Origin of the sequence: Paraburkholderia solitsugae (genome assembly GCF_013177695.1) — a bacterium.
Lineage (GTDB): Bacteria > Pseudomonadota > Gammaproteobacteria > Burkholderiales > Burkholderiaceae > Paraburkholderia > Paraburkholderia solitsugae.
In genome coordinates, this window is record NZ_WOEY01000189.1 from 12425 (window position 1) to 31051 (window position 18627).

Here is an 18627-nt window from a genome sequence, read left to right on the forward strand (position 1 = left end):
TATTCACCAGAATTGATGTAGGCTCCTGCCTCAGCACGGGCCAGTGGCGCGCAGCGCGACCGGCGAACCGCGGGCAAGCCTCATTGCCCATAATGCACCTCCTTCGACGCCGACCAGAGACATGGCCAGCCTGATTCACCTCGTCCGATAATGATGATAAGAACAGGAAATGGTTTGATCGCTGATTTCATCGGGGTCATCCAACGAAAGCTCGTTGCGTCTTCGCTCCTCGTCGCCGGGTCCGGTGCCGTCATCGCCATCGTCATGGTCGGTCTCTGCGGGATGGTTCTTTACGAGAGCCGGCAGGACGCACTGAACCATACGCGCGAAACCTTGCTCGACATTGCGCTTATAGCCGAGCGCGACATCGAACGCAATTTCGAACTCTATGGGCTGTCGTTGCAGGCTGTGGTGGACGGACTCAAGGATCCCGAGGTCATGGCCCTGTCGCCCCGACTGCGCCGAGAGGTGCTGTTCGATCGCGCGGCCAGCGCAAAATATCTCGGTTCAATGCTCGTTCACGATGCAAGAGGCGATATCATTCTTGATTCCGGTAGCGATGTGCCACGCCAAGGTAACTTCGCCGACCGCGAGTATTTCACGGTCCAACGCGACAACCCGGCAGCGGGCGTGTATGTCAGCGATCCCTATGCGTCGCGGCTGAGAGCGGGAGCGCCGAGCATCGCGCTCACCCGGCGCATCTCGAATCCCGACGGCTCGTTCGCCGGCATCGTGCTGCTGTCGGTCAACCTTGAATATTTCCACACCCTCTTCGCGGGACTTTCGCTCGGTCCGCATGGTTCGCTGTCGCTGATCGGCAAGGATGGTGTGATGCTCATGCGCCAGCCCTATGATCCGCGCATAGTCGGGCGCGACATCAAGAATGCGAGCACGTTCCGTCACTTCATGGCTGAGCAGGAAGGTAGCTTCGGCGATACCGCGTCGATCGACGGTATTCGCCGTCTCTACTGGTTCAGGAATTTCCCCAACACGCCCGTGATCATCATGGCTGCGGCCGCGGAACAGGACATCTACGCGGCGTGGCGTCGCCGGGCGCTGACGATCGGTTCGCTGATGGTGCTGTTCGGCTCAACATTCATCGGCCTGGCGGCCCTGCTGGGAATCCAGCTGCGCCGGCGAATGCGTGCTGAGTCAGAGTTACAACTCCTCGCGCGAATCGACGGACTGACGGGGCTGAACAACCGTCGCAGTCTTGGCGAAATTCTTGATGCCGAATGGCGCCGCGCGAAACGCACGCGTAGTGTCGTGTCCTTGCTGTTCGTCGATATTGATCGGTTCAAGGCCTACAACGATACCTATGGTCATCAGGTTGGAGATGATGCACTGGCGGCAGTCGCGCGATGCATCACAGACAGCATCCGGCGACCTGCGGATACGGCCGCACGTTACGGCGGTGAGGAGTTCATCGTCGTCCTTCCGGACACGCCGGCCGCAGGCGCATCGGAGATCGCAGAAAAGATTCGCCGCGCCATATGCAATTGCGGCATCGAACACGCAGGCAGCGAGCACGGATGCGTGACGGCAAGTATCGGCGCAGTAAGCTGCACGCCACAGAGCGACGACGATGTGACTGCGGTAATCAAGGAAGCCGACGAAGCACTGTACAACGCGAAAGCGACCGGCCGGAATCGGGTTTCGCTGTCTCGGGTTTCGTAAAGAGCCGACTACTCAAGTCCCCGCGCGACTGTCTCGCCGAAACGACCATGTCAGAACTGCGGCGTTAGTCGCACAGAGCAGCGTGTGAATACCGCTCCCCTTCAATGCAATCAATGGCGATGCGACCGTGGCGTGCCGGGATGCGCCTGCCTCACGGCCGCGCCCGGGTTGCGGGTGCGGCGTCGCGTACGTTCATGTCGCCCTCGTTCGCCCAGATGTGAGGCGCGAAGGTTCGCCGTATGTCGCAGATGCCCTTCCCCGACGCCCTCCGAACCTGACGGAATAACCTTGTCGTCGTCATGGCAACCCAGGAGATTGTCGCCAGGTTTGATCAGGGCCAGCATGGTTTTAAGTCTCTTCATCATGAAACTTCAGTCTCCTTTATGCGATGCTCAGCCGTTCCAGCTCGGTGTCGACCAGCAGCTTTTTCAGTTCCGGCACGCAGGACCCGCAGTTCCCACCGGCCTTCAGACATGCGGTGATCTCCGCCGCCGTCTTTAGCCCTTGCTCACGGATCGCCGTGCAGATCGTATTGCGTCCCACACCGAAACACGAACAGACCGTGGGCCCCGTATCAACGCCCTTGCCAATTGGCTGTCCGGCCAGCAGGCCAGCACGATCCTCTTCGTCGAGCCTGTCCTTGCCGAACAGGCCCGCAAGCCACGTTCGCGACGGCAACTGCGACTCGGGGCGCGCCGATACGAAGATGCAACTCTCGATACGCTCGTCGACCAGGTACACGGCGCGATAGACGCCCGCCGCGCTGTCCTCGTACTCGAGCCAGTCGGCGTGCGGATCGTCAATACCAAGCAGCGCTTGCGCCCAGCCACCGTGATCGTTGAGCGGCTTGCGCCCCGCGAGTTCGTAGCGCACGAACTGCGTGCCGCGGACGCGCGTCCAGTAGGTCACGTCGTCCAGCACCGGGGCGTGACGGCTCAACGAGAAACCGTGCCAGGCGACGTCAAACCTGTCGACACGAACCGGCGTGTGTTTGAACTCGGGCTCCCCGGAGACCGGATCGACCTCGCGATTTACCACTGCGCCGACACGCGCGTCGGACGCGACCTGGTCGCTCCAGTGGATCGGCACGAATACGCTGCCTCGCGACATGCCACCGCCATGCTGCACACGTGCAACCATCGTGCCCCAGCGGCTCGACACGCGCGCAAGTTCACCTTCACGCACGCCGCACGACAGCGCGTCCTGCGGATGCAGATCAACGAAGGCCTCCGTCACGTGGCCGGCGAGCTTCTCCGACTTGCCCGTGCGGGTCATCGTGTGCCATTGGTCGCGCACCCGGCCGGTATTCAGCGTCAGCGGATACTCGTCGTCCGGCGCGTGGATCGGTGCGCGCGGTGGTGTTGCGACGAAACGTGCCTTGCCGTCCGCGTGGGCATAGCGGCGATCACCGAAGAGACGCGCGGTACCGCGCTGCGCCGCACCGTTCACCGCCAGTACCGGCCACTGGATGGGCTGCAGCGCATCGTAACGCTCGCGGCCGAGCGCGACGAGGCCGCCCAGATTGAACACACGCGGCACATTGCCTTCGATGTGTCCGTTGCCTGTTGTCCCGAGGCTGTCAGTGGTTTCGCTGCCGTTGCCCGCCTCGTTACGATAAGCACTCAACCGCGCATGCTCGTCGAAGATCTCATGCGGAGCGGAAAAATCGAAACCGGCATACCCCATGCGCTGCGCGACGTCGCAGATGATCCGCCAGTCGGCACGCGCTTCGCCCGGTGCCGGCAGGAACGCCCGCTGGCGCGAGATCCTGCGCTCGGAGTTGGTGACAGTGCCGTCTTTCTCGCCCCAGCCGAGTGCCGGCAGCAGGACGTGGGCAAACGCGTTGGTGTCCGTGTTTTCAACAATGTCGGAGCTGACGACGAGTTCGCAGCGCGCGAGCGCGCGCTTCGCCTGATCGCCGTCCGGCAAGCTCACAACCGGGTTCGTGCCCATGATCCAGACGGCCTTGATCCGGCCTGACTCGATCGCGCCGAACAACTCGACCGCCTTGAGACCTGGCCGCTGTGCGATGGCGGGCGAGCTCCAGAAAGTCTGCACGAGTTCGCGATGGCGCGGATTGTCGAGCTCCAGGTGTGCTGCCAGCATGTTCGCGAGGCCGCCCACTTCACGCCCACCCATCGCGTTCGGCTGCCCGGTAAACGAGAACGGCCCCATCCCCGGCTTGCCGATGCGACCTGTCAGCAGATGGCAATTGATGATGCTGTTGACCTTATCAGTACCGGAGGTCGACTGGTTCACGCCCTGGGAATAGACCGTCACCACGCGCTCGGTCCGCGCGAAGAGCCGATAAAACTCGAGCAGATCGTGTGCGTCGATCTTGCAGGCCTTCGCGCATTGCGCGAGGTCAAAGCCGTTCGCCACGTCGGTTGAGGCAGCATCGAGCGCCTGCGCGTAACCGGTCGTGTGCGCATCGACGAACCGTGCATCCGTCGTATCGTGTTCCGCGAGAAAACTGAGCAACCCGTTGAACAGCCGGACGTCGGAGCCCGCCTTCAGCGGCAGGTGCAGGTCGGCCATCTCGCAGGTCGCGGTATAACGCGGGTCGATTACCACGACCTTCATATCGGGTCGCGTTTCCTTGATCTTGACAATCCGCTGGAACAGGATCGGATGGCACCACGCGGTGTTCGATCCGACCAGCACGACGAGGTCCGCCAGTTCGAGGTCTTCGTAGCAGACCGGCACCAGGTCTTCGCCGAACGCACGCTTGTGCCCTGCGACCGATGACGACATGCACAGACGCGAATTGGTGTCGATGTTCGCGCTGCCGACATAGCCCTTCATCAGCTTGTTGGCGACGTAGTAGTCCTCTGTCAGCAGTTGTCCCGAGACGTAGAGCGCGACCGCCTCTGGGCCGTGCTGACCGATGATTCGTCGAAAGCCGTCAGCGACCGTGTCGAGCGCATCGTTCCACGACACGTCGCGCAACTCGCCGCTGCCCGGCTTGCGCAGCTTCGGATGCAGCAGGCGTCCATCGAGCCCGACCGTTTCGCCGAGTGCCGAGCCCTTCACGCACAGGCGGCCGGCGTTTGCCGGATGGTGTTCGTCGCCGGCAATGTCGGGCTGGCCGTCCGGGCGTGGAGTCGCGCGTACGCCGCAGCCGACGCCGCAATAGGGACAGGTGGTCCGGACGCCATTCTGGCTGCTATCCGGCATGCGGGAGATGATGATAGGGACACTCACGTTGGGTTCCGGTTCAGGCGGCCTGAGCCTCGCATAGAGCCTTGCCGAACAGCAGCTGGCTGCGCAGCGGAGAAATGTCGGTCCGGTTCTGGATCAGCTCGAAGTACCACGCGCCGTCCTTGACGTCGCCGTAGAGGACGGCGCCGATCACCCGGCTATCCTCGATCACGAGGCGCTTGTAGACCCCGCGTCGCGGATCGCGCAGCACCAGGTCTTCACTGTCCGGGCCGCCGGTGAAATCGCCAGCAGAATAAAGGTCGACGCCAGTGACTTTCAGCTTGGTCGCCGTCGCGCGCTGCACGTAACGGCGGTGGCCCGCACCAGCCAGATGCGCGCCGCAGACACGCGCCTGGTCCCAGATCGGTGCCACGAGGCCGAAGGTCGCCGTGCGGTGCTGCACGCATTCGCCGACCGCGTAGACACGCGGATCGTAGGTCTGCAACGTGTCGTCGACGACAATCGCCCGCTCGCAGTGCAAGCCGGCCTGCTTCGCGAGGTCGACATTCGGGCGCACGCCGGCGGCCATGACAACCAGGTCGGCAGGAATCTCCGTGCCGTCGTTAAAACGCACGGCAGTGACACGCTCCGGCCCGACGATTTCGCTGGTGCGGGCTTTCAGCAGGAAACGCAAGCCCTTCTTCTCCAGCGTCTGTAGCAGCAGGGCCGATGCGCTCCTGTCGAGCTGGCGGTCTATCAGGCTGTCGGTGTCGTGCACGACCGTGACCGACATGCCCTGGCGCATGAGCCCGTTCGCCGCTTCGAGCCCGAGCAGGCCACCGCCGATGATCACGGCGTGACGGTGACTGCGCGCCGCGGCGAGCATCGATTCGACGTCCTGGATGTCGCGAAACGCAATCACGCCCGGCAGCTGGTTACCTGGCACGGGAATCAGGAATGGCTTCGAGCCGGTCGCAATCAGCAGCCGGTCGTAGCTCACCTCGATGCCGCTTTGCGAGCGCACGATGCGGCGTTTGCGGTCAATTGCGACCACCGGGTCGCCCGCATGCAGCCGGATACCATTGTCTACATACCAGTCACGCGTGTTGAGGATGATCTCGTCGACACACTTCTCGCCCGCGAGCACCGGCGAGAGCAGGATGCGGTTGTAGTTGCCGTACGGCTCGGCACCGAATACGGTGATGTCGTAGAGATCCGGTGCGAGCTTGAGCAGTTCCTCGACTGTGCGCATGCCTGCCATGCCGTTGCCGATGACAACGAGACGCGGGCGGGAAGGCGCGGTGAGCGATGTGCCGCCTGAGGTCTGCTCGGCGTATTCGTATCTCATGCCGCGACCCACACCTGACCGCTCTCGACACGCACCGGGTAGGCGTTGACTGAATTCTCGGGCGCCTCGAGGCACTCGCCGGTGCGCAGATCGAAATGATGCTTGTAGATCGGCGAGGCCACCACGATGCGCTCGCCGAGGCTGCCGATCAGCCCACGCGAGAGCACCGCCGCCTGCGAACCCGGATCGAAGTTGTCGATCGCGAACACGCTGCCGTCACCGTGCGCGACGTGAAACACCGCGACCTGCCCGCCATTGACAAGCGCACACACGCCGGTATTCGGCACGATGTCGTCGAGCGCGCACACGGGCATCCAGGATTGCGGAAGTCGATCGTTGTTCATGCTGAGCTCCTCAAGGTAGGTGTGGTGCGTGGTCAGACGGTCTCGACGACCACGGGAATCGGGAATGGCCTCGCTTGCCGCTCTTCCGGCGTCGCGGGACGGATCTGGCCACGCTCCTCGACGAAGGTCACGTTCTCGTCGAGCTTGTCGCTGTTGACGAAATGGCGGAAGCGCTTGCGAGTCTCAGGATCGGTCACCGCCTTCTTCCACTCGCACTCATAGGTACTGACCACGTGCTGCATTTCCGCCTCCAGCTCCGCAGCGAGTCCCAGCTTGTCGTGCACGACCACGTCGATCAGGTATTCAAGCCCGCCCTCGAGGTTCTCGCGCCATACGCTGGTGCGCTGCAGACGGTCGGCGGTACGGACGTAAAACATCAGGAAGCGGTCGATGTAGCGCACGAGCGTCTCGCGGTCCAGATCCGACGCGAGCAGTTCGGCGTGGCGCGGCTTCATCCCGCCGTTGCCGCACACATACAGGTTCCAGCCCTTCTCGGTGACGATGATGCCGATGTCCTTGCCCTGCGCTTCCGCGCACTCGCGGGTGCAGCCCGACACGCCGAACTTGAGCTTGTGCGGGGACCGCAGGCCCTTGTAGCGGTTTTCCATGGCAACCGCGAGCCCGACCGAATCACCAACGCCGTAGCGACACCATGTTGAGCCGACGCACGACTTCACAGTACGCAGCGACTTGCCGTACGCATGCCCGGATTCGAAGCCTGCAGCGATCAGCTCTTCCCAGATCAGCGGCAGTTGATCGACACGCGCGCCGAACAGGTCGACGCGCTGGCCGCCGGTAATCTTGGTATAGAGACCGTACTTCTTCGCCACCTGGCCGACGGCAATCAGGCCTTCAGGCGTCACCTCGCCCCCAGGCATACGCGGTACGACCGAATAAGTGCCGTCGCGCTGGATGTTGGCGAGGTAATAGTCGTTCGAGTCCTGCAGGCCTGCATGCTCCTTCTTGAGCACAAACTCGTTCCAGCATGACGCGAGGATCCCCGCAACGGCGGGCTTGCAGATGTCGCAGCCAAGGCCATGCCCATGCTTTTCCAGCAGTGCATTAAAGGTCTTGATACGCTCGATGCGGACGATGTGATACAGCTCCTGGCGCGAGTGCGGGAAGTGCTCACACAGGTGGTTGTTGACCGCGAGCCCCTGTTTCTTCATCTCGGCCTTCATCACCTGCGTGACAAGTGGCACGCAACCACCGCACGCGGTGCCGGCGCACGTCGCGCTCTTCACAGCGCCGATACTGGTCGCACCCACACGCACGGCCGCGCAGATTTCGCCTTTGGAGACGTTGTTGCACGAGCAGATCTGCGCGGCCTCGGGCAGTGCGTCGACCCCAAGGCCGGGCTTGGCCTTGCCATCGCTTTGCGGCAGGATCAGGAATTCCGGCGCTTCGGGCAATTCGATGCGATTGAGCATCATCTGCAGCAGCGTGCCGTATTCGGTCGCATCGCCCACCATCACGGCGCCGAGCAGTTGCTTGCCGCACTCCGACACCACCATCTTCTTGTAGACCTGCTTGCGTTCGTCGCTGAACTGGTACGTGCGGCTGCCCGGCGTCTTGCCGTGCGCATCGCCAATGCTCGCGACATCCACGCCCATCAGCTTGAGCTTGGTGCTCATGTCCGCGCCGCCGAAACCGGCCTGATCGCCCAGCAATTGCTTCGCAGTGACGCGTGCCATGTCATACCCTGGCGCCACCAAGCCATACACCATGCCGTTCCACGCGGCGCATTCGCCAATCGCATAGATGTCAGGATCGCTCGTGCGGCAGGTGTCGTCGATCGCAATGCCGCCGCGCGGACCCAGTTCCAGCCCACAGGCACGCGCAATCTCATCGCGCGGACGGATACCCGCGGAGAACACAATCATGTCGGTGTCGAGATGCGTGCCGTCGGCAAACTGCATCCGGTGGGTACCCGATTCGCCATCGACGATCGCGAGCGTGTGCTTGGCCGTATGGACCTGCACGCCCAGTTCCTCGATCTTGCGGCGCAGCACCCGTCCGCCGCCGTCGTCGACCTGCACCGCCATCAGGCGCGGGGCGAACTCAACGACATGCGCGGCCAGTCCCATATCGTGCAGCGCCTTCGCGCATTCAAGCCCCAGCAGGCCGCCGCCTACCACTACACCCGACTTCGCCCGCGCGCCGCACGCCTGCATTGCCTCGAGATCCTCGATGGTGCGGTAAACGAAGCAGTCCTCTCGATCGCTGCCCGCCATCGGCGGAACAAACGGCGAGGAGCCGGTTGCGAGCACCAGTTTGTCGTAGGAAAGCGTCTCGCCGGTCGAGATGCTCACCGTGTGGGCCTCCCGGTCGATCGACACCGCCTTCGCGTTGAGCCTGAGCAGCACGTTCTCGCGCTCGAAGAAGCCTGGCTTGACGAGCGAAAGGTCTTCAGCGGACTTGCCGGAAAAGAATTCGGACAGATGCACGCGGTCATAAGCGGGACGAGGCTCTTCGCACAGCACGGTAACGTGCAACGCGGAGCTCGCGTCGTCCACAAGGCATTCAAGAAGCTTGTGCCCCACCATGCCATGGCCAATGACGACAACGTTCATGACTGGAGTCCCATCTATTTCCAACGCGGTTCGCGGCATGATTTTCGTCCGGCAAATAAAAAAGCGTCCCGCGGATCCAGTCGTCAGGTGACTGAATTCAGGGGACGCCGTTGTCCAAAAAGCTGTGACCTACAGAGTGACTTCTGCTGCATGCTGGCCGGACCGCCATTGGTCCTCCGCGCATACTTACGCAAAGGCCGTGCCATGGGTCACATCGATCGCAGTGGCCCAGGCCACGGGTGATACGAGGCTTCGACCCTGGTTTGGAACGCAGCAGAAAGATGCATTTTGATGCGGCAGAGCACAATGGTGGTGCGGTGCAGCACTGCATCCGTGCAGCGGCCGGGCGAAGATGGCCTGCTTTGGTTTGGCTCGTGAACCCGGATTAGTGAGCAGACCAGAGGTTTTTCGCGGTGCACTACCCGCGTCGACACTGTCTGGCGTGGATATTGCGTCTATTGATGCACACGGCAACGGTGCCGGCACATGAAATCACGCTGCAGATGGTGCGCAATGCGCCACCCGGCAGCACAGGCAACCCAGATCAGGACAACGGCGTCCCCTCGTTCAACACGACGAGCGGACGCCGTTTGCATTTGGCGCAGGGCTCGATCAACCGGCCATCGAGCCGGCCGCCTCAGGACTTACAAGGACATCACCATGGCAACGGGCAAGGTCACTTTACTCAGCGCGGGTCCGGGCGACCTCGATCTGCTCACGATCAGGGCAGCGAGGCTGCTGGCAAGCGCCGATGTCGTGCTGCTCGACGACCTCGTCAATCCGGAGATCGTGTCGCTTGCGCCGCAGGCGCGCGTGATTCGCGTGGGCAAGCGCGGCGGCTGCAAGTCGACCCCGCAGGCGTTCATTCAGCGCCTGATCCTGCGCTACGCGCGTGCCGGCCGACACGTCGTACGCGTGAAAGGCGGCGACGCCCTGCTGTTTGGACGCGCCGGCGAAGAACTGACGGATTTGCGGCGCGCACAGATACCGTTCGAAATCGTCAATGGCATTTCGTCGGGCTTTGCCGCGGCAGCAGGTCTCGGTATTTCGCTCACGCATCGCAATCACTGCCCGGGCGTGACGTTTATCACGGCGCACCTGCGCGACGACAGCGAGCCTGACTGGGCCGCACTGGCCGCCACCGGCACGACGCTCGCCATTTACATGGGCATGAGCCGCATCGACAGCCTGTGTGCCGCGCTGATGTCGGCCCTGCCGCACGAGACGCCCGCTGCGGTGGTGCAATCGGCGGGCAGCGCTGCGGAGCGGCACGTGCTGGCGACACTTGACACGCTTGCGGCGAGTGCGCGTGAAGCCGGGCTTGGAAGTCCCGCTGTCATTCTGGTTGGCAAGGCGATTGGCGAGGCCGGGGCGCACGCTACGCACGAGTCGGTGGCGGACGTGTCTACTGAATTACCGTCCACTTCTCACGCGCGGCGCTTCGAGCGTGATGCGGTCTTGCGCAGCGCATGATCAAGACGCCAAACGCTAAACGGCTTAGGCCCGCATCGTCTGACGCGGGCCTTTTTACATACGGCGTTGGCATATGACAGCGGCGATCCGATTTGCACACACCGGTCGCCTCGCCCAGCAAAAAGCACTGACGATTCACACCTTCAGACTGGGCTCCCGCGTCTATCCGATCCTTTGCGACCGAGGTGAAACGGGAAGCGCGCGCGGCGACTTACAGCCAATGCAGGCACGTTTCCCGCGCAACCCCCAGTTCACACCCCGCCATCCGCACGCACGCCCGCAGTCGGGATCCGGCTCGCAACCACCAGGCTCTCCGCAGGCAGCGCCCAGGTGAGCCACCGCGCGCGGTGCAGGACAACCAGCGCGAAGGCCAGCGCGGAGATAACGCCAAAGGTCGCAAAGCCCATCTGATAGCTGCCGGTGCTTTCCTTGGCCATGCCCATGATCACCGGCAGATAAAATCCGCCGATGCCGCCCGCTGCACCGATGATGCCGGACATCAGCCCGGTCTTGCCTTTCCAGCGTTGCGGCACGAGCTGGAAGGTCGCGCCGTTACCGAGCCCGAAGCACAGATAGGTGGCCACCAGCAACGCGATACCGGCGGGCAACGGCGGCATCGATGCGGCGAATGCGAAATCGCACAGCGAAATACCGGCGAGCAGCAGCACCAGCGCGCGCACGCCGGAGATGCGGTCGGCGATCAGGCCGCCGAGCGGCCGCACCAGCGCACCCGTGAAGGCGAGCAGCGACATGAAAAGCCCCGCCTCCAGCTTTGGCAACTGATACAGCGAAACCAGCAGCGTCGTCACATAGGACGACATGCCGACAAAGCCGCCGAACGTGATGCTGTAGACCAGCATCACGACCCACGTGTCGCTTTCCGCGAGCACGCTGCGATAGTGCTTCGGCAGCACCGCAATCGCCAGCAGCGCGCCCAGTACCGGCAGCAGCAGCACGCCCGTCTTGCCGGCGCCGAAGACACCCGCGTGCACGGCGAGCACGAGCGCGATCAAGCCGCCCAGCGTGACGCAGAAACTGCGCAACGCACGCGGTGCGCTGCCGGACTTCGGCCCCAGGTCCTTCGCCCAGAAGAACAGCGCCGTGGCCGCGAGCGCGAGCAACGGCAACGCAGCGCCCGCGGCCTTGGCCCAGCCGAAGTGATCGGCGAGGCTCGGGAACAGGAAACCGTCGAGCACCGCGCCGATATTGCCCGCCGCAGCGAGCCCCAGCACCAGCCCCTGCACCTTGGGCGGATAGTTGCTGCCGGCCATCGGCAGCGCCACCGCAAAGCTCGCGCCGCCCACCCCGAGAAACACGCCCAGCACCAGCAGCATCACGTATGAAGGCGCGGACGGTGACAGCAGCAGCACGATCGACGGCAATGCCGACAGCACGACGCCGCAGAGCGCAATGCGGCGGCCGTCATAGGCCTGATACAGGTTGCCGAGCGTCACGCGCAGGATCGCCGCGCCCAGCACCGGAACCGCGACGAGAAAGCCCAGTTCCGCGGGCGACATCGCAATGTCCCTGTGGATGAACGGGGCGAGCGGGCCGAACATCACCCACACGGTAAACCCGGTATCGAAGTAGAGGAAGCACGCGAGCAACGCGCGCCAGTTACCGCTCGTCAGTGGATTCAACAGATGTTTCATGGCTTTCTCTCACAGGGTAAAGGCTATTGAAAAGTGCGGCCGGCGCTGGCGTGCCGACCTTGACGGGGCACGCCGCGTGTGTCGACGACGCTTTTGATCAGCTCATCCATCTCCTTGATGATGTCGGCGAGCACGGTCGTGATCACAGCGAATTCCCGCCCGAACTGGCCTGCTCGCGCGGCCGAGATGCGCGCGTTGAGCGCGACAATGTTGGCCTGCATCGAGATGCTGCCGAGCCGCTCGGCGATATCGGTCTGCCGCTTGAGCGCAGCCGCTTCGATGCCGCGCATCTCGTGCTGATAGGCGAGCGTGATGTCCTGCAGCAGTTCGAGCAGCGGCGTCGCCTGGATGACGAGTGCGTCGACTTGAGTCTGGTCTTCCGCGCGTCCCGACTCGACGCACGACACTGCGCGATTCACCTGGGCGATAAATTGCTGAATCCGGTCGTCGGCCCTACGGTCGCCGAAATACAGCTCGCGCAGCGCTTCGGAAAACACGCCCGGCAGGCGCTCGTTGCCGCTCACCAGATCGGTATGCGCTTGCGCAAACGTGGCAAGGCACGCTTTGGCTACGGAGAGCGCGTCGCTGTTGCCAAGCGACGCGAGCAGCACGTGCAGCACGATGCGCTGTGAGAGCATCCGTTGCCGCCCCCCCCAGATTGATGAGCTCGCCGATGAACTGTCCAGAGACGGCATCGGGACCTGAAAGTGTCGGCTGTTTCATCGTAAATTTGGACATGAAGGCCCTGCACCGTTGCTCCATTCGCACGGCGCGCGCCCCATGACGGGACTCGCGGCGGCATATGACACGCAAAAAAAAAAGCGCCCCGAGCGCAACCGCGCGTCCCGATTGCTCGGTTACACAGTTGGCACTCGGGACGCCGTTGTCCCTGCGGGTCGCTCAAAGCGAGCGGCCGGTAAAGATTCAATACGTTGGGGCCTCCGTTGGCCACGCACCCGATCTAAGCAATAGCCGTGCCATAGATCCGTGTAGCGCTAATCCTGGGCGGTCTCTCCGGCGGCTTCCAGCCGCGCCTCATTCGGCTAACGGTGCGTCCAGCGGGGCTGGCCAGTTCAACGACGCATCGCACAATCATCAAATTTCCTGAAAGCCGGGACGTTCACCTCGGCGCAAGTGATGGGATTTCAGTTGCCGCGAAGCGCGGAGTCGGCGCGTGGCATGAATTGGGATGGTGCGACGCGTTGGTGCAGTGCACTACAGCCGTGCACGGCACCGGCTCAAGTTCCGGCGCCAGCGTCGGTAACAAAACCATTCCGGAGCGAAGCTGACGTTGGCTCCGGGTGGTAACCTGGCCAACTCCCGCCCGCAAGGCGGATTCGCGTTCGGCGCGGGCAGCCAGCAATCCGTCGAGTTCGCGCGCATGCGCGGACCGCGCATCGCGTAGTACCTGGTCCGATTGCGCACGCAAGATATTGCGCCCGACCGTAGCGGTTTCGCTCTGCCGGGTGGCGGCATCTCGCTCAGCCTAGGCACGGGCAAGATCGTCCAGCGCCGAGGTAAGGCGTGTCTGCTGATCCTCGAGTTGGCACACAGGGTATGGCCTTCGGCCTGAGGACCTGCGTTGGCCGTCGCCAGAGACTCGGCGTGTATCACCGCGGCCGTCGCTTCTGTCTCAAGCTCTTCGCCGCGTTGCGCGAAGACCTGTTCGCCATGTTCGATCGCGAGCGCCCAGACCGATGCCATCGCGTTCGCGACCGCTGGCGGCAGTGAGGCGCTCGGTGTATCGATTCGCGCCTGCTCGTCCTTCCACAACTTGCGCTCGTCGTTGATCGTGGTGCGGCTGCGTTGCCGCATCTCGGCGTAGATCAGGTCGACGGTGAGCTCATGCGGGAGCCGACCGGCGACAACGAGGCAGACGGCGGCCTCGCGGGTATTGTTGGTTCGCGTAAAACGGCTCCCGTTTTTTGCAGACTATTGTTCCTTGTCTCCAGGCTTGAACCAAGCACCGCGTGCCCCCCCGCAAAACAAACTCACCGGCATCGTCGCCGTGATTCGCGACGAAACCCACCCGCTTCCAGGAGGATCGCTTGCTACGCAAGCGTCTTGCAGAACTGGAAGCGTCCTCACGCGCGTAAACGGCTACCGGCGCCGCACCGGAAAAATACGGCTCGTCACCCGACGTCCCTTGCTTTCGTCGAGGTTCCACGCGGTCCACGGACCGCATTCGCCAGGCACCATCAAAGCGACTGAGCCCCTCTTGTGCGCTGGACAGACCGCAGCCCGACGTATCACTCCACAGGCGGCTCATCTTCGCCACGCGTCTTGACGGGCCTGGCTCCCGCTTCGTCACGTTGCGGCATCTTGCTTTTCTCGTTATCGCTGTGCTTCACCGGTTGCGGATGCCTGATTTTTTCGTCGACGTCAGTCATGGCTTTCCTCCCTCTTCTTTGCTGATCGTCCTGCGGCGATCACGGGGCCTGTACTGCAATGTTGCGAAAATCACACGACTGCGGCTTCACGGACATCGACTACTTCGTCACCCCGAATCCGAGCCGCGATCGAGGTCATCACTGGACCCCGAAATATCTCATGTTTTGATGTTCTGCCGATCGGTCAGATTCGTCAAGAGAGCCCGTTGACCGGTGCTGCCGCAAGAAGCAGAGCGGGTTTAGCGCGCCCCTTCATCCTCATTTCGTAGTGCATTTACCGACGGCGATCTCGATGACCCCGCAGCTAGCGGATCGGATGATCACACATATCACATCGTGATATATAATTGAATCAAGGGCCTGTATCGGAACCCGGAGTGCATTGAAAATGCAACTGGCGCCAGGAAACCTGAACCCGCGAAAGCGGCCACGGGTTGCCGGCAAAACTTCATTCATGGCTTTGATGACACAGTCTCACGCGACATACAGGAGGCGCAATGATCATCAACAGCGATTTTGAGATCAGCTACCTGCTGATTGCCTTTGCGCTGCTCGGCACGATCCTGGTTGGCGACCTGCTCAGCATGCTGCAGTTGCAACGCTGGCATCCCAAGCTGCTGGGTGCAGCAGTGGGCGCGTTACTGGGCTTCGTGCTGATCGAGGCCGTGCCGATGTTCACCTGAACAATTTCGTGGTGAACCGATTCGATCGCTCGAATGGAGACACCGCGAAATTTGACAAAGGAATCCACCATGGCCCCGTTCAACCGGATCCTTCTCTGCTACGACGCCACACCCGAAGGGCGCCTCGCGCTGCGCTTCGGCGCGGCCCTTGCGCAGCAGTTGCAAGCTGAAACCCATCTGCTCTCGATTTTCGACTACACATACTGGTCAAGCGGTTTCGACGTTCTTTCGTCAATGAAATTCGAGGTCGATGAGCAGGCGGCACAAGAGACACTGCGCGAGGGTATCGACTGGTTGCGGGCATGGGGTGTGACTGCAACGGGACATTATTCGGTCGGAAATGCGATTGACCAGATTTCCCGCCTGGCAGATTCACTGAAGGTCGACCTGATCGTCATTGGACATCACCCGCACGGATTTTTGCGCGCTGGTGGACGGGAGAAAACCACGCATTGCTGCTCGACCGCGTGTCTTGCGGCGTCCTGTTCAAGGTGGCCGCCTGACGGTCTTGCGTGAATTCGAATCGGGCGGCCAGGATTTCTTATTGAGCGTACAACCATGGCGGAGGCGAAGATGATGATGGATCTTCTGGTACAGATTGTTGTTGCAGCCGCAGTGCTGGCGTTGGTAATTCTTTTCGTCGTTGCCCAGGCTCCCCGGGACCATCCTCGTGAGCGGATTCTCCGGCATGCAACTGGCAGGCATTGGTGGAACCGCACGCGTCACGGACCTTGACGCTGCTGGCGGCATCGGTCCAGTAATTTCCCCTTTACTTTCCGAGGCCCGGTCACCGATGCGACAAGCGTTGGCGGCCGGGCGATGCTTCATTCGGATTGTTCGTCGCGCCGATGAATCGTCTACAGTGTTGGCCAGAGAAAGATCACGTGCAGATCGTCGCCAGGATTGCTATGACGCGTGTCTCCCGTGTGCCATCGTCTGCTGTCCGGACAGCAGCCATCCGGCCATTTCACCAACATGAAGGGTCCGCTCGATAGCATATCGAGCGTCGTACGGTTGTACGCACCGCCAACCGTCATCGGAATATCAGCGAAGTAAGGAGTAGCCGTTCCATTGGCTGGCGTAGCCCTCCACGTCCCGACCGGCTGGCAACCGCTCCGGTCTGCACACGACCTCGAGCCAACATCTTGTGGTTGGGCGCCAGAATGCGCGCCTGCCCACGCCGGCTAGCAGATGCCGTACGCCGCGAGAGCCGCTGCGAAGAGGCGCCGTGCAATCGATTGTTTCATCCGGGCGTCCTTCAGCAGGCGGTATGGCACGCAGCCGGCGTCAACTCGCGCTGTAACACGGCGTCTACAGCCCCCAGATGATGTCGGCATTCTGTTTACTGGCTTCACGCATCATGTCGAGAAATGGCCAGGCCCGCTGCGAAAGTCCACTGCCTGATTCCTGACGGCGTTCGCGGGAATACTGCAGCGATTCGAGGGCAATCTCCGCTTTGTCGTCGTCCGAAATCGCCGCTTCGAGACGGCTGATTGCACGAGGCAGCTCGTCGTGAAGGATAACCCCACGCGTATCGAGCCGCTTGCCCACGAGACCCAGCAGATACTGGGCGAGATCCCTGAGCATCACGACATCGGGCGTAGCGGGCGATTGAAACGTGATCAGCATGATGGCTCCTTGCTTCGATCTGTATTGCACCATCGCACCGGAAGGCCATTCGGACTCACCCCGGAGGACGAGTGCAACGCGTCTTTCGCACTCTGACGCAGCACGACCCGGGCAGCCGGTGATCGTCTCCTGTGACGATGGCCAGGGCCTCCACGATGACCGGCTTTGCACGTCAGAGAAGCACGGCATCCCCATGGGCGCGTGCCATCCGGGCAAATCATCCTTGTAGTTTCATCCGGACTGCTCCTGTTCAAGAACCAGTCACGGGAAGGCCTGACTTCATTTTATATCACAACGTGATCCATTAAAGCTGAAAATGCCGTCAATCGGGCCATGCTGCGCCAGACGCAGAACCAGACTGACCCCGTGATCAGTGCCGTTCTGTCAGCTCGCGGCGATCCGGAACGTACTTTTATATCACAATGAAATATAATCATAACGACACGTTCTTTCGTTTCGTGAGGATTTGCCCTTAGTGTGTGGTGCCATCCCACGTGATACCTCCCACTTTCCTACTTGAACCTTGTCCCGCGACGCTCTTATTCGCTGGTTTTCCAGCTTTGCCCCTCATCCCATTGCCGTCCGGTGGCCGGAACGCTTCAGATCGTGTCTCGGCGCATTGCCGGGGATTGCGTTCACCGGCGGGACAATGCACGTCCTTCTCGGGCCGGCAGCGAACATTCCGCTCCTCGTGGCTCCAATGGGGGCTTCGGCCGTGCTGCTGTTCGCGGTTCCCGCCAGTCCGCTTGCGCAACCGTGGTCCATCATCGGCGGCAATATCGCCTCCGCGACGGTCGGCGTTGCCTGTGCAGGCTGGATCGCCGATCCGGTAGGCGCCGCCGCTTTGGCCGTCGCGCTGGCGATCTGTGCGATGTTTGCGCTGCGCTGTGTTCACCCTCCGTCGGGCGCAGTCGCTTTGACAGCGGTCCTTGGTGGTCCGGCCGTGCATGCGCTGGGCTACCGCTTTGTGGCCGAACCGATCGCGATCCAGTCAGTGACGCTGCTATGCGCGGCCATCATGTACCACGCGGCTACCGGGCATCGATACCCGCACGTCGCCCAGAGTTCGGGAAAAGGCACGGCCGCATCGGCGGCGGCGTCGAACGAAGGTTTTACGCGCGCGGACCTCGAAGCGGTGCTGAACCGGCGCGGGGAATTGCTCGATATTGACACGGACGATCTGGAATCCCTGCTGCGCGATGTTCAGTTGCAGGCCTACGCCCGCACGTTCAATGAACTGACCTGCGCGGACATCATGTCGCGCTCCCTCGTCGCCGTGTCGGCCGTCACAAGAGCTTCCGCCGCGTGGAGTTTGCTGAAACAGCGCCATATCAAGGCACTCCCGGTCACTGACGAGAAGCAGCACGTTATCGGCATCGTGACCCGCGCCGACCTTGTCGACAAACGTGCGTTCAGCAAAGGGGCCGGTCTGCCGTCCCCCGTACAACGCTGGTTCCGGCGCAGCATCACCCCGGCGCCGCTTGTCGGCGCGCTGATGAACGTCGACGTTCGCACGGTCGACGCGACGACGCCGATCGTCGAACTGGTGCCGGTGTTCGCGAACTACGGGCACCACCATATCCCGGTTCTGGACTCGAATCAGCGGCTTGCCGGAATGATCACGCAGGCCGACCTCATCGCCGGGCTCTATCGCCAGGCTTACGCGCAGCAGCGGCGCGCGGCATAGCCGCTGTCATCCGCTATCGGTGTTGAACAC

The 18627-nt window shown here is 62.4% G+C and carries 13 protein-coding genes and 1 pseudogene; 5 read left to right on the forward strand and 9 right to left on the reverse strand.

The annotated features are described in order from the left end of the window. Nucleotides 1-153: 153 nt before the first annotated feature. A complete protein-coding gene (locus GNZ12_RS43515; protein WP_216673594.1) occupies nt 154-1677 on the forward strand; it encodes a sensor domain-containing diguanylate cyclase in 1524 nt (507 codons plus the stop codon). 381 nt (nt 1678-2058) lie between these two features. Here GNZ12_RS43515 and GNZ12_RS43520 read toward each other — a convergent pair whose 3' ends face one another. From GNZ12_RS43520 to nirB, 4 genes are read right to left on the reverse strand one after another with little or no spacing between them, the layout of a single operon-like run. Continuing rightward, complete coding sequence (locus GNZ12_RS43520; RefSeq protein ID WP_172319176.1) at nt 2059-4854, reverse strand: nitrate reductase; 2796 nt, start codon at nt 4852-4854, stop codon at nt 2059-2061. Between the two features lie 40 nt (nt 4855-4894). Beyond that, entirely contained in the window at nt 4895-6166 is a 1272-nt protein-coding gene (locus tag GNZ12_RS43525; RefSeq protein ID WP_172319132.1) for an NAD(P)/FAD-dependent oxidoreductase, read from the reverse strand. Next, the gene (gene nirD / locus GNZ12_RS43530) at nt 6163-6510 is read right to left on the reverse strand and encodes a nitrite reductase small subunit NirD (RefSeq protein WP_172319134.1); all 348 of its coding nucleotides are present in this window, start codon (nt 6508-6510) and stop codon (nt 6163-6165) included. Before nirD ends, GNZ12_RS43525 begins: the two co-directional genes overlap by 4 nt. A 32-nt stretch (nt 6511-6542) precedes the next feature. Continuing rightward, entirely contained in the window at nt 6543-9083 is a 2541-nt protein-coding gene (gene nirB / locus GNZ12_RS43535) for a nitrite reductase large subunit NirB (RefSeq protein ID WP_172319137.1), read from the reverse strand. Between the two features lie 660 nt (nt 9084-9743). Here nirB and cobA point away from each other — a divergent pair. After that, a complete protein-coding gene (gene cobA, locus GNZ12_RS43540) occupies nt 9744-10556 on the forward strand; it encodes a uroporphyrinogen-III C-methyltransferase (protein WP_172319139.1) in 813 nt (270 codons plus the stop codon). 251 nt (nt 10557-10807) lie between these two features. Here cobA and GNZ12_RS43545 read toward each other — a convergent pair whose 3' ends face one another. The 4 genes and pseudogenes from GNZ12_RS43545 to GNZ12_RS43560 all read right to left on the reverse strand — a co-directional run bounded on the left by GNZ12_RS43545 (nt 10808) and on the right by GNZ12_RS43560 (nt 14598). Then, nucleotides 10808-12208, reverse strand: a complete 1401-nt coding sequence (locus GNZ12_RS43545; RefSeq protein WP_172319141.1) for an MFS transporter — start codon at nt 12206-12208, stop codon at nt 10808-10810. Nucleotides 12209-12231: 23 nt separating this feature from the next. Then, nucleotides 12232-12931: pseudogene (locus tag GNZ12_RS43550) on the reverse strand (methyl-accepting chemotaxis protein). A 492-nt stretch (nt 12932-13423) separates the two neighbouring features. Continuing rightward, a complete protein-coding gene (locus GNZ12_RS43555) occupies nt 13424-14038 on the reverse strand; it encodes a DNA-binding protein (RefSeq protein WP_328806216.1) in 615 nt (204 codons plus the stop codon). Nucleotides 14039-14457: 419 nt separating this feature from the next. Continuing rightward, nucleotides 14458-14598: a hypothetical protein gene (locus GNZ12_RS43560; protein WP_172319143.1), complete on the reverse strand. Its 141-nt coding sequence runs from the start codon at nt 14596-14598 to the stop codon at nt 14458-14460. Nucleotides 14599-15095: 497 nt separating this feature from the next. Between GNZ12_RS43560 and GNZ12_RS43565 the strand changes: the two genes are divergently transcribed. Both GNZ12_RS43565 and GNZ12_RS43570 read left to right on the forward strand, forming a co-directional pair. Continuing rightward, nucleotides 15096-15281, forward strand: coding sequence for a hypothetical protein (locus GNZ12_RS43565; RefSeq protein WP_172319145.1), 186 nt, complete (start codon nt 15096-15098; stop codon nt 15279-15281). 69 nt (nt 15282-15350) lie between these two features. Next, nucleotides 15351-15797: a universal stress protein gene (locus GNZ12_RS43570; RefSeq protein ID WP_235994101.1), complete on the forward strand. Its 447-nt coding sequence runs from the start codon at nt 15351-15353 to the stop codon at nt 15795-15797. Between the two features lie 795 nt (nt 15798-16592). Here the strand turns inward: GNZ12_RS43570 and GNZ12_RS43575 are convergent. After that, a complete protein-coding gene (locus tag GNZ12_RS43575) occupies nt 16593-16910 on the reverse strand; it encodes a DUF1840 domain-containing protein (protein ID WP_172319147.1) in 318 nt (105 codons plus the stop codon). A 523-nt stretch (nt 16911-17433) separates the two neighbouring features. Between GNZ12_RS43575 and GNZ12_RS43580 the strand changes: the two genes are divergently transcribed. Beyond that, nucleotides 17434-18597 (forward strand): HPP family protein, encoded by a 1164-nt coding sequence (locus GNZ12_RS43580; RefSeq protein WP_172319149.1) that lies wholly within the window; start codon nt 17434-17436, stop codon nt 18595-18597. Nucleotides 18598-18627 lie beyond the last annotated feature (30 nt).

Coding starts and splice junctions, on each gene's coding strand:
- nirD (WP_172319134.1), bottom strand. CDS start 6,510: ATGAACAACGATCGACTTCCGCAATCCTGGATGCCCGTGTGCGCGCTC.
- GNZ12_RS43575 (WP_172319147.1), bottom strand. CDS start 16,910: ATGCTGATCACGTTTCAATCGCCCGCTACGCCCGATGTCGTGATGCTC.
- GNZ12_RS43565 (WP_172319145.1), top strand. CDS start 15,096: ATGATCATCAACAGCGATTTTGAGATCAGCTACCTGCTGATTGCCTTT.
- GNZ12_RS43525 (WP_172319132.1), bottom strand. CDS start 6,166: ATGAGATACGAATACGCCGAGCAGACCTCAGGCGGCACATCGCTCACC.
- GNZ12_RS43515 (WP_216673594.1), top strand. CDS start 154: ATGATAAGAACAGGAAATGGTTTGATCGCTGATTTCATCGGGGTCATC.
- GNZ12_RS43520 (WP_172319176.1), bottom strand. CDS start 4,854: ATGCCGGATAGCAGCCAGAATGGCGTCCGGACCACCTGTCCCTATTGC.
- GNZ12_RS43570 (WP_235994101.1), top strand. CDS start 15,351: ATGGCCCCGTTCAACCGGATCCTTCTCTGCTACGACGCCACACCCGAA.
- GNZ12_RS43545 (WP_172319141.1), bottom strand. CDS start 12,208: ATGAAACATCTGTTGAATCCACTGACGAGCGGTAACTGGCGCGCGTTG.
- GNZ12_RS43560 (WP_172319143.1), bottom strand. CDS start 14,598: ATGACTGACGTCGACGAAAAAATCAGGCATCCGCAACCGGTGAAGCAC.
- cobA (WP_172319139.1), top strand. CDS start 9,744: ATGGCAACGGGCAAGGTCACTTTACTCAGCGCGGGTCCGGGCGACCTC.
- nirB (WP_172319137.1), bottom strand. CDS start 9,083: ATGAACGTTGTCGTCATTGGCCATGGCATGGTGGGGCACAAGCTTCTT.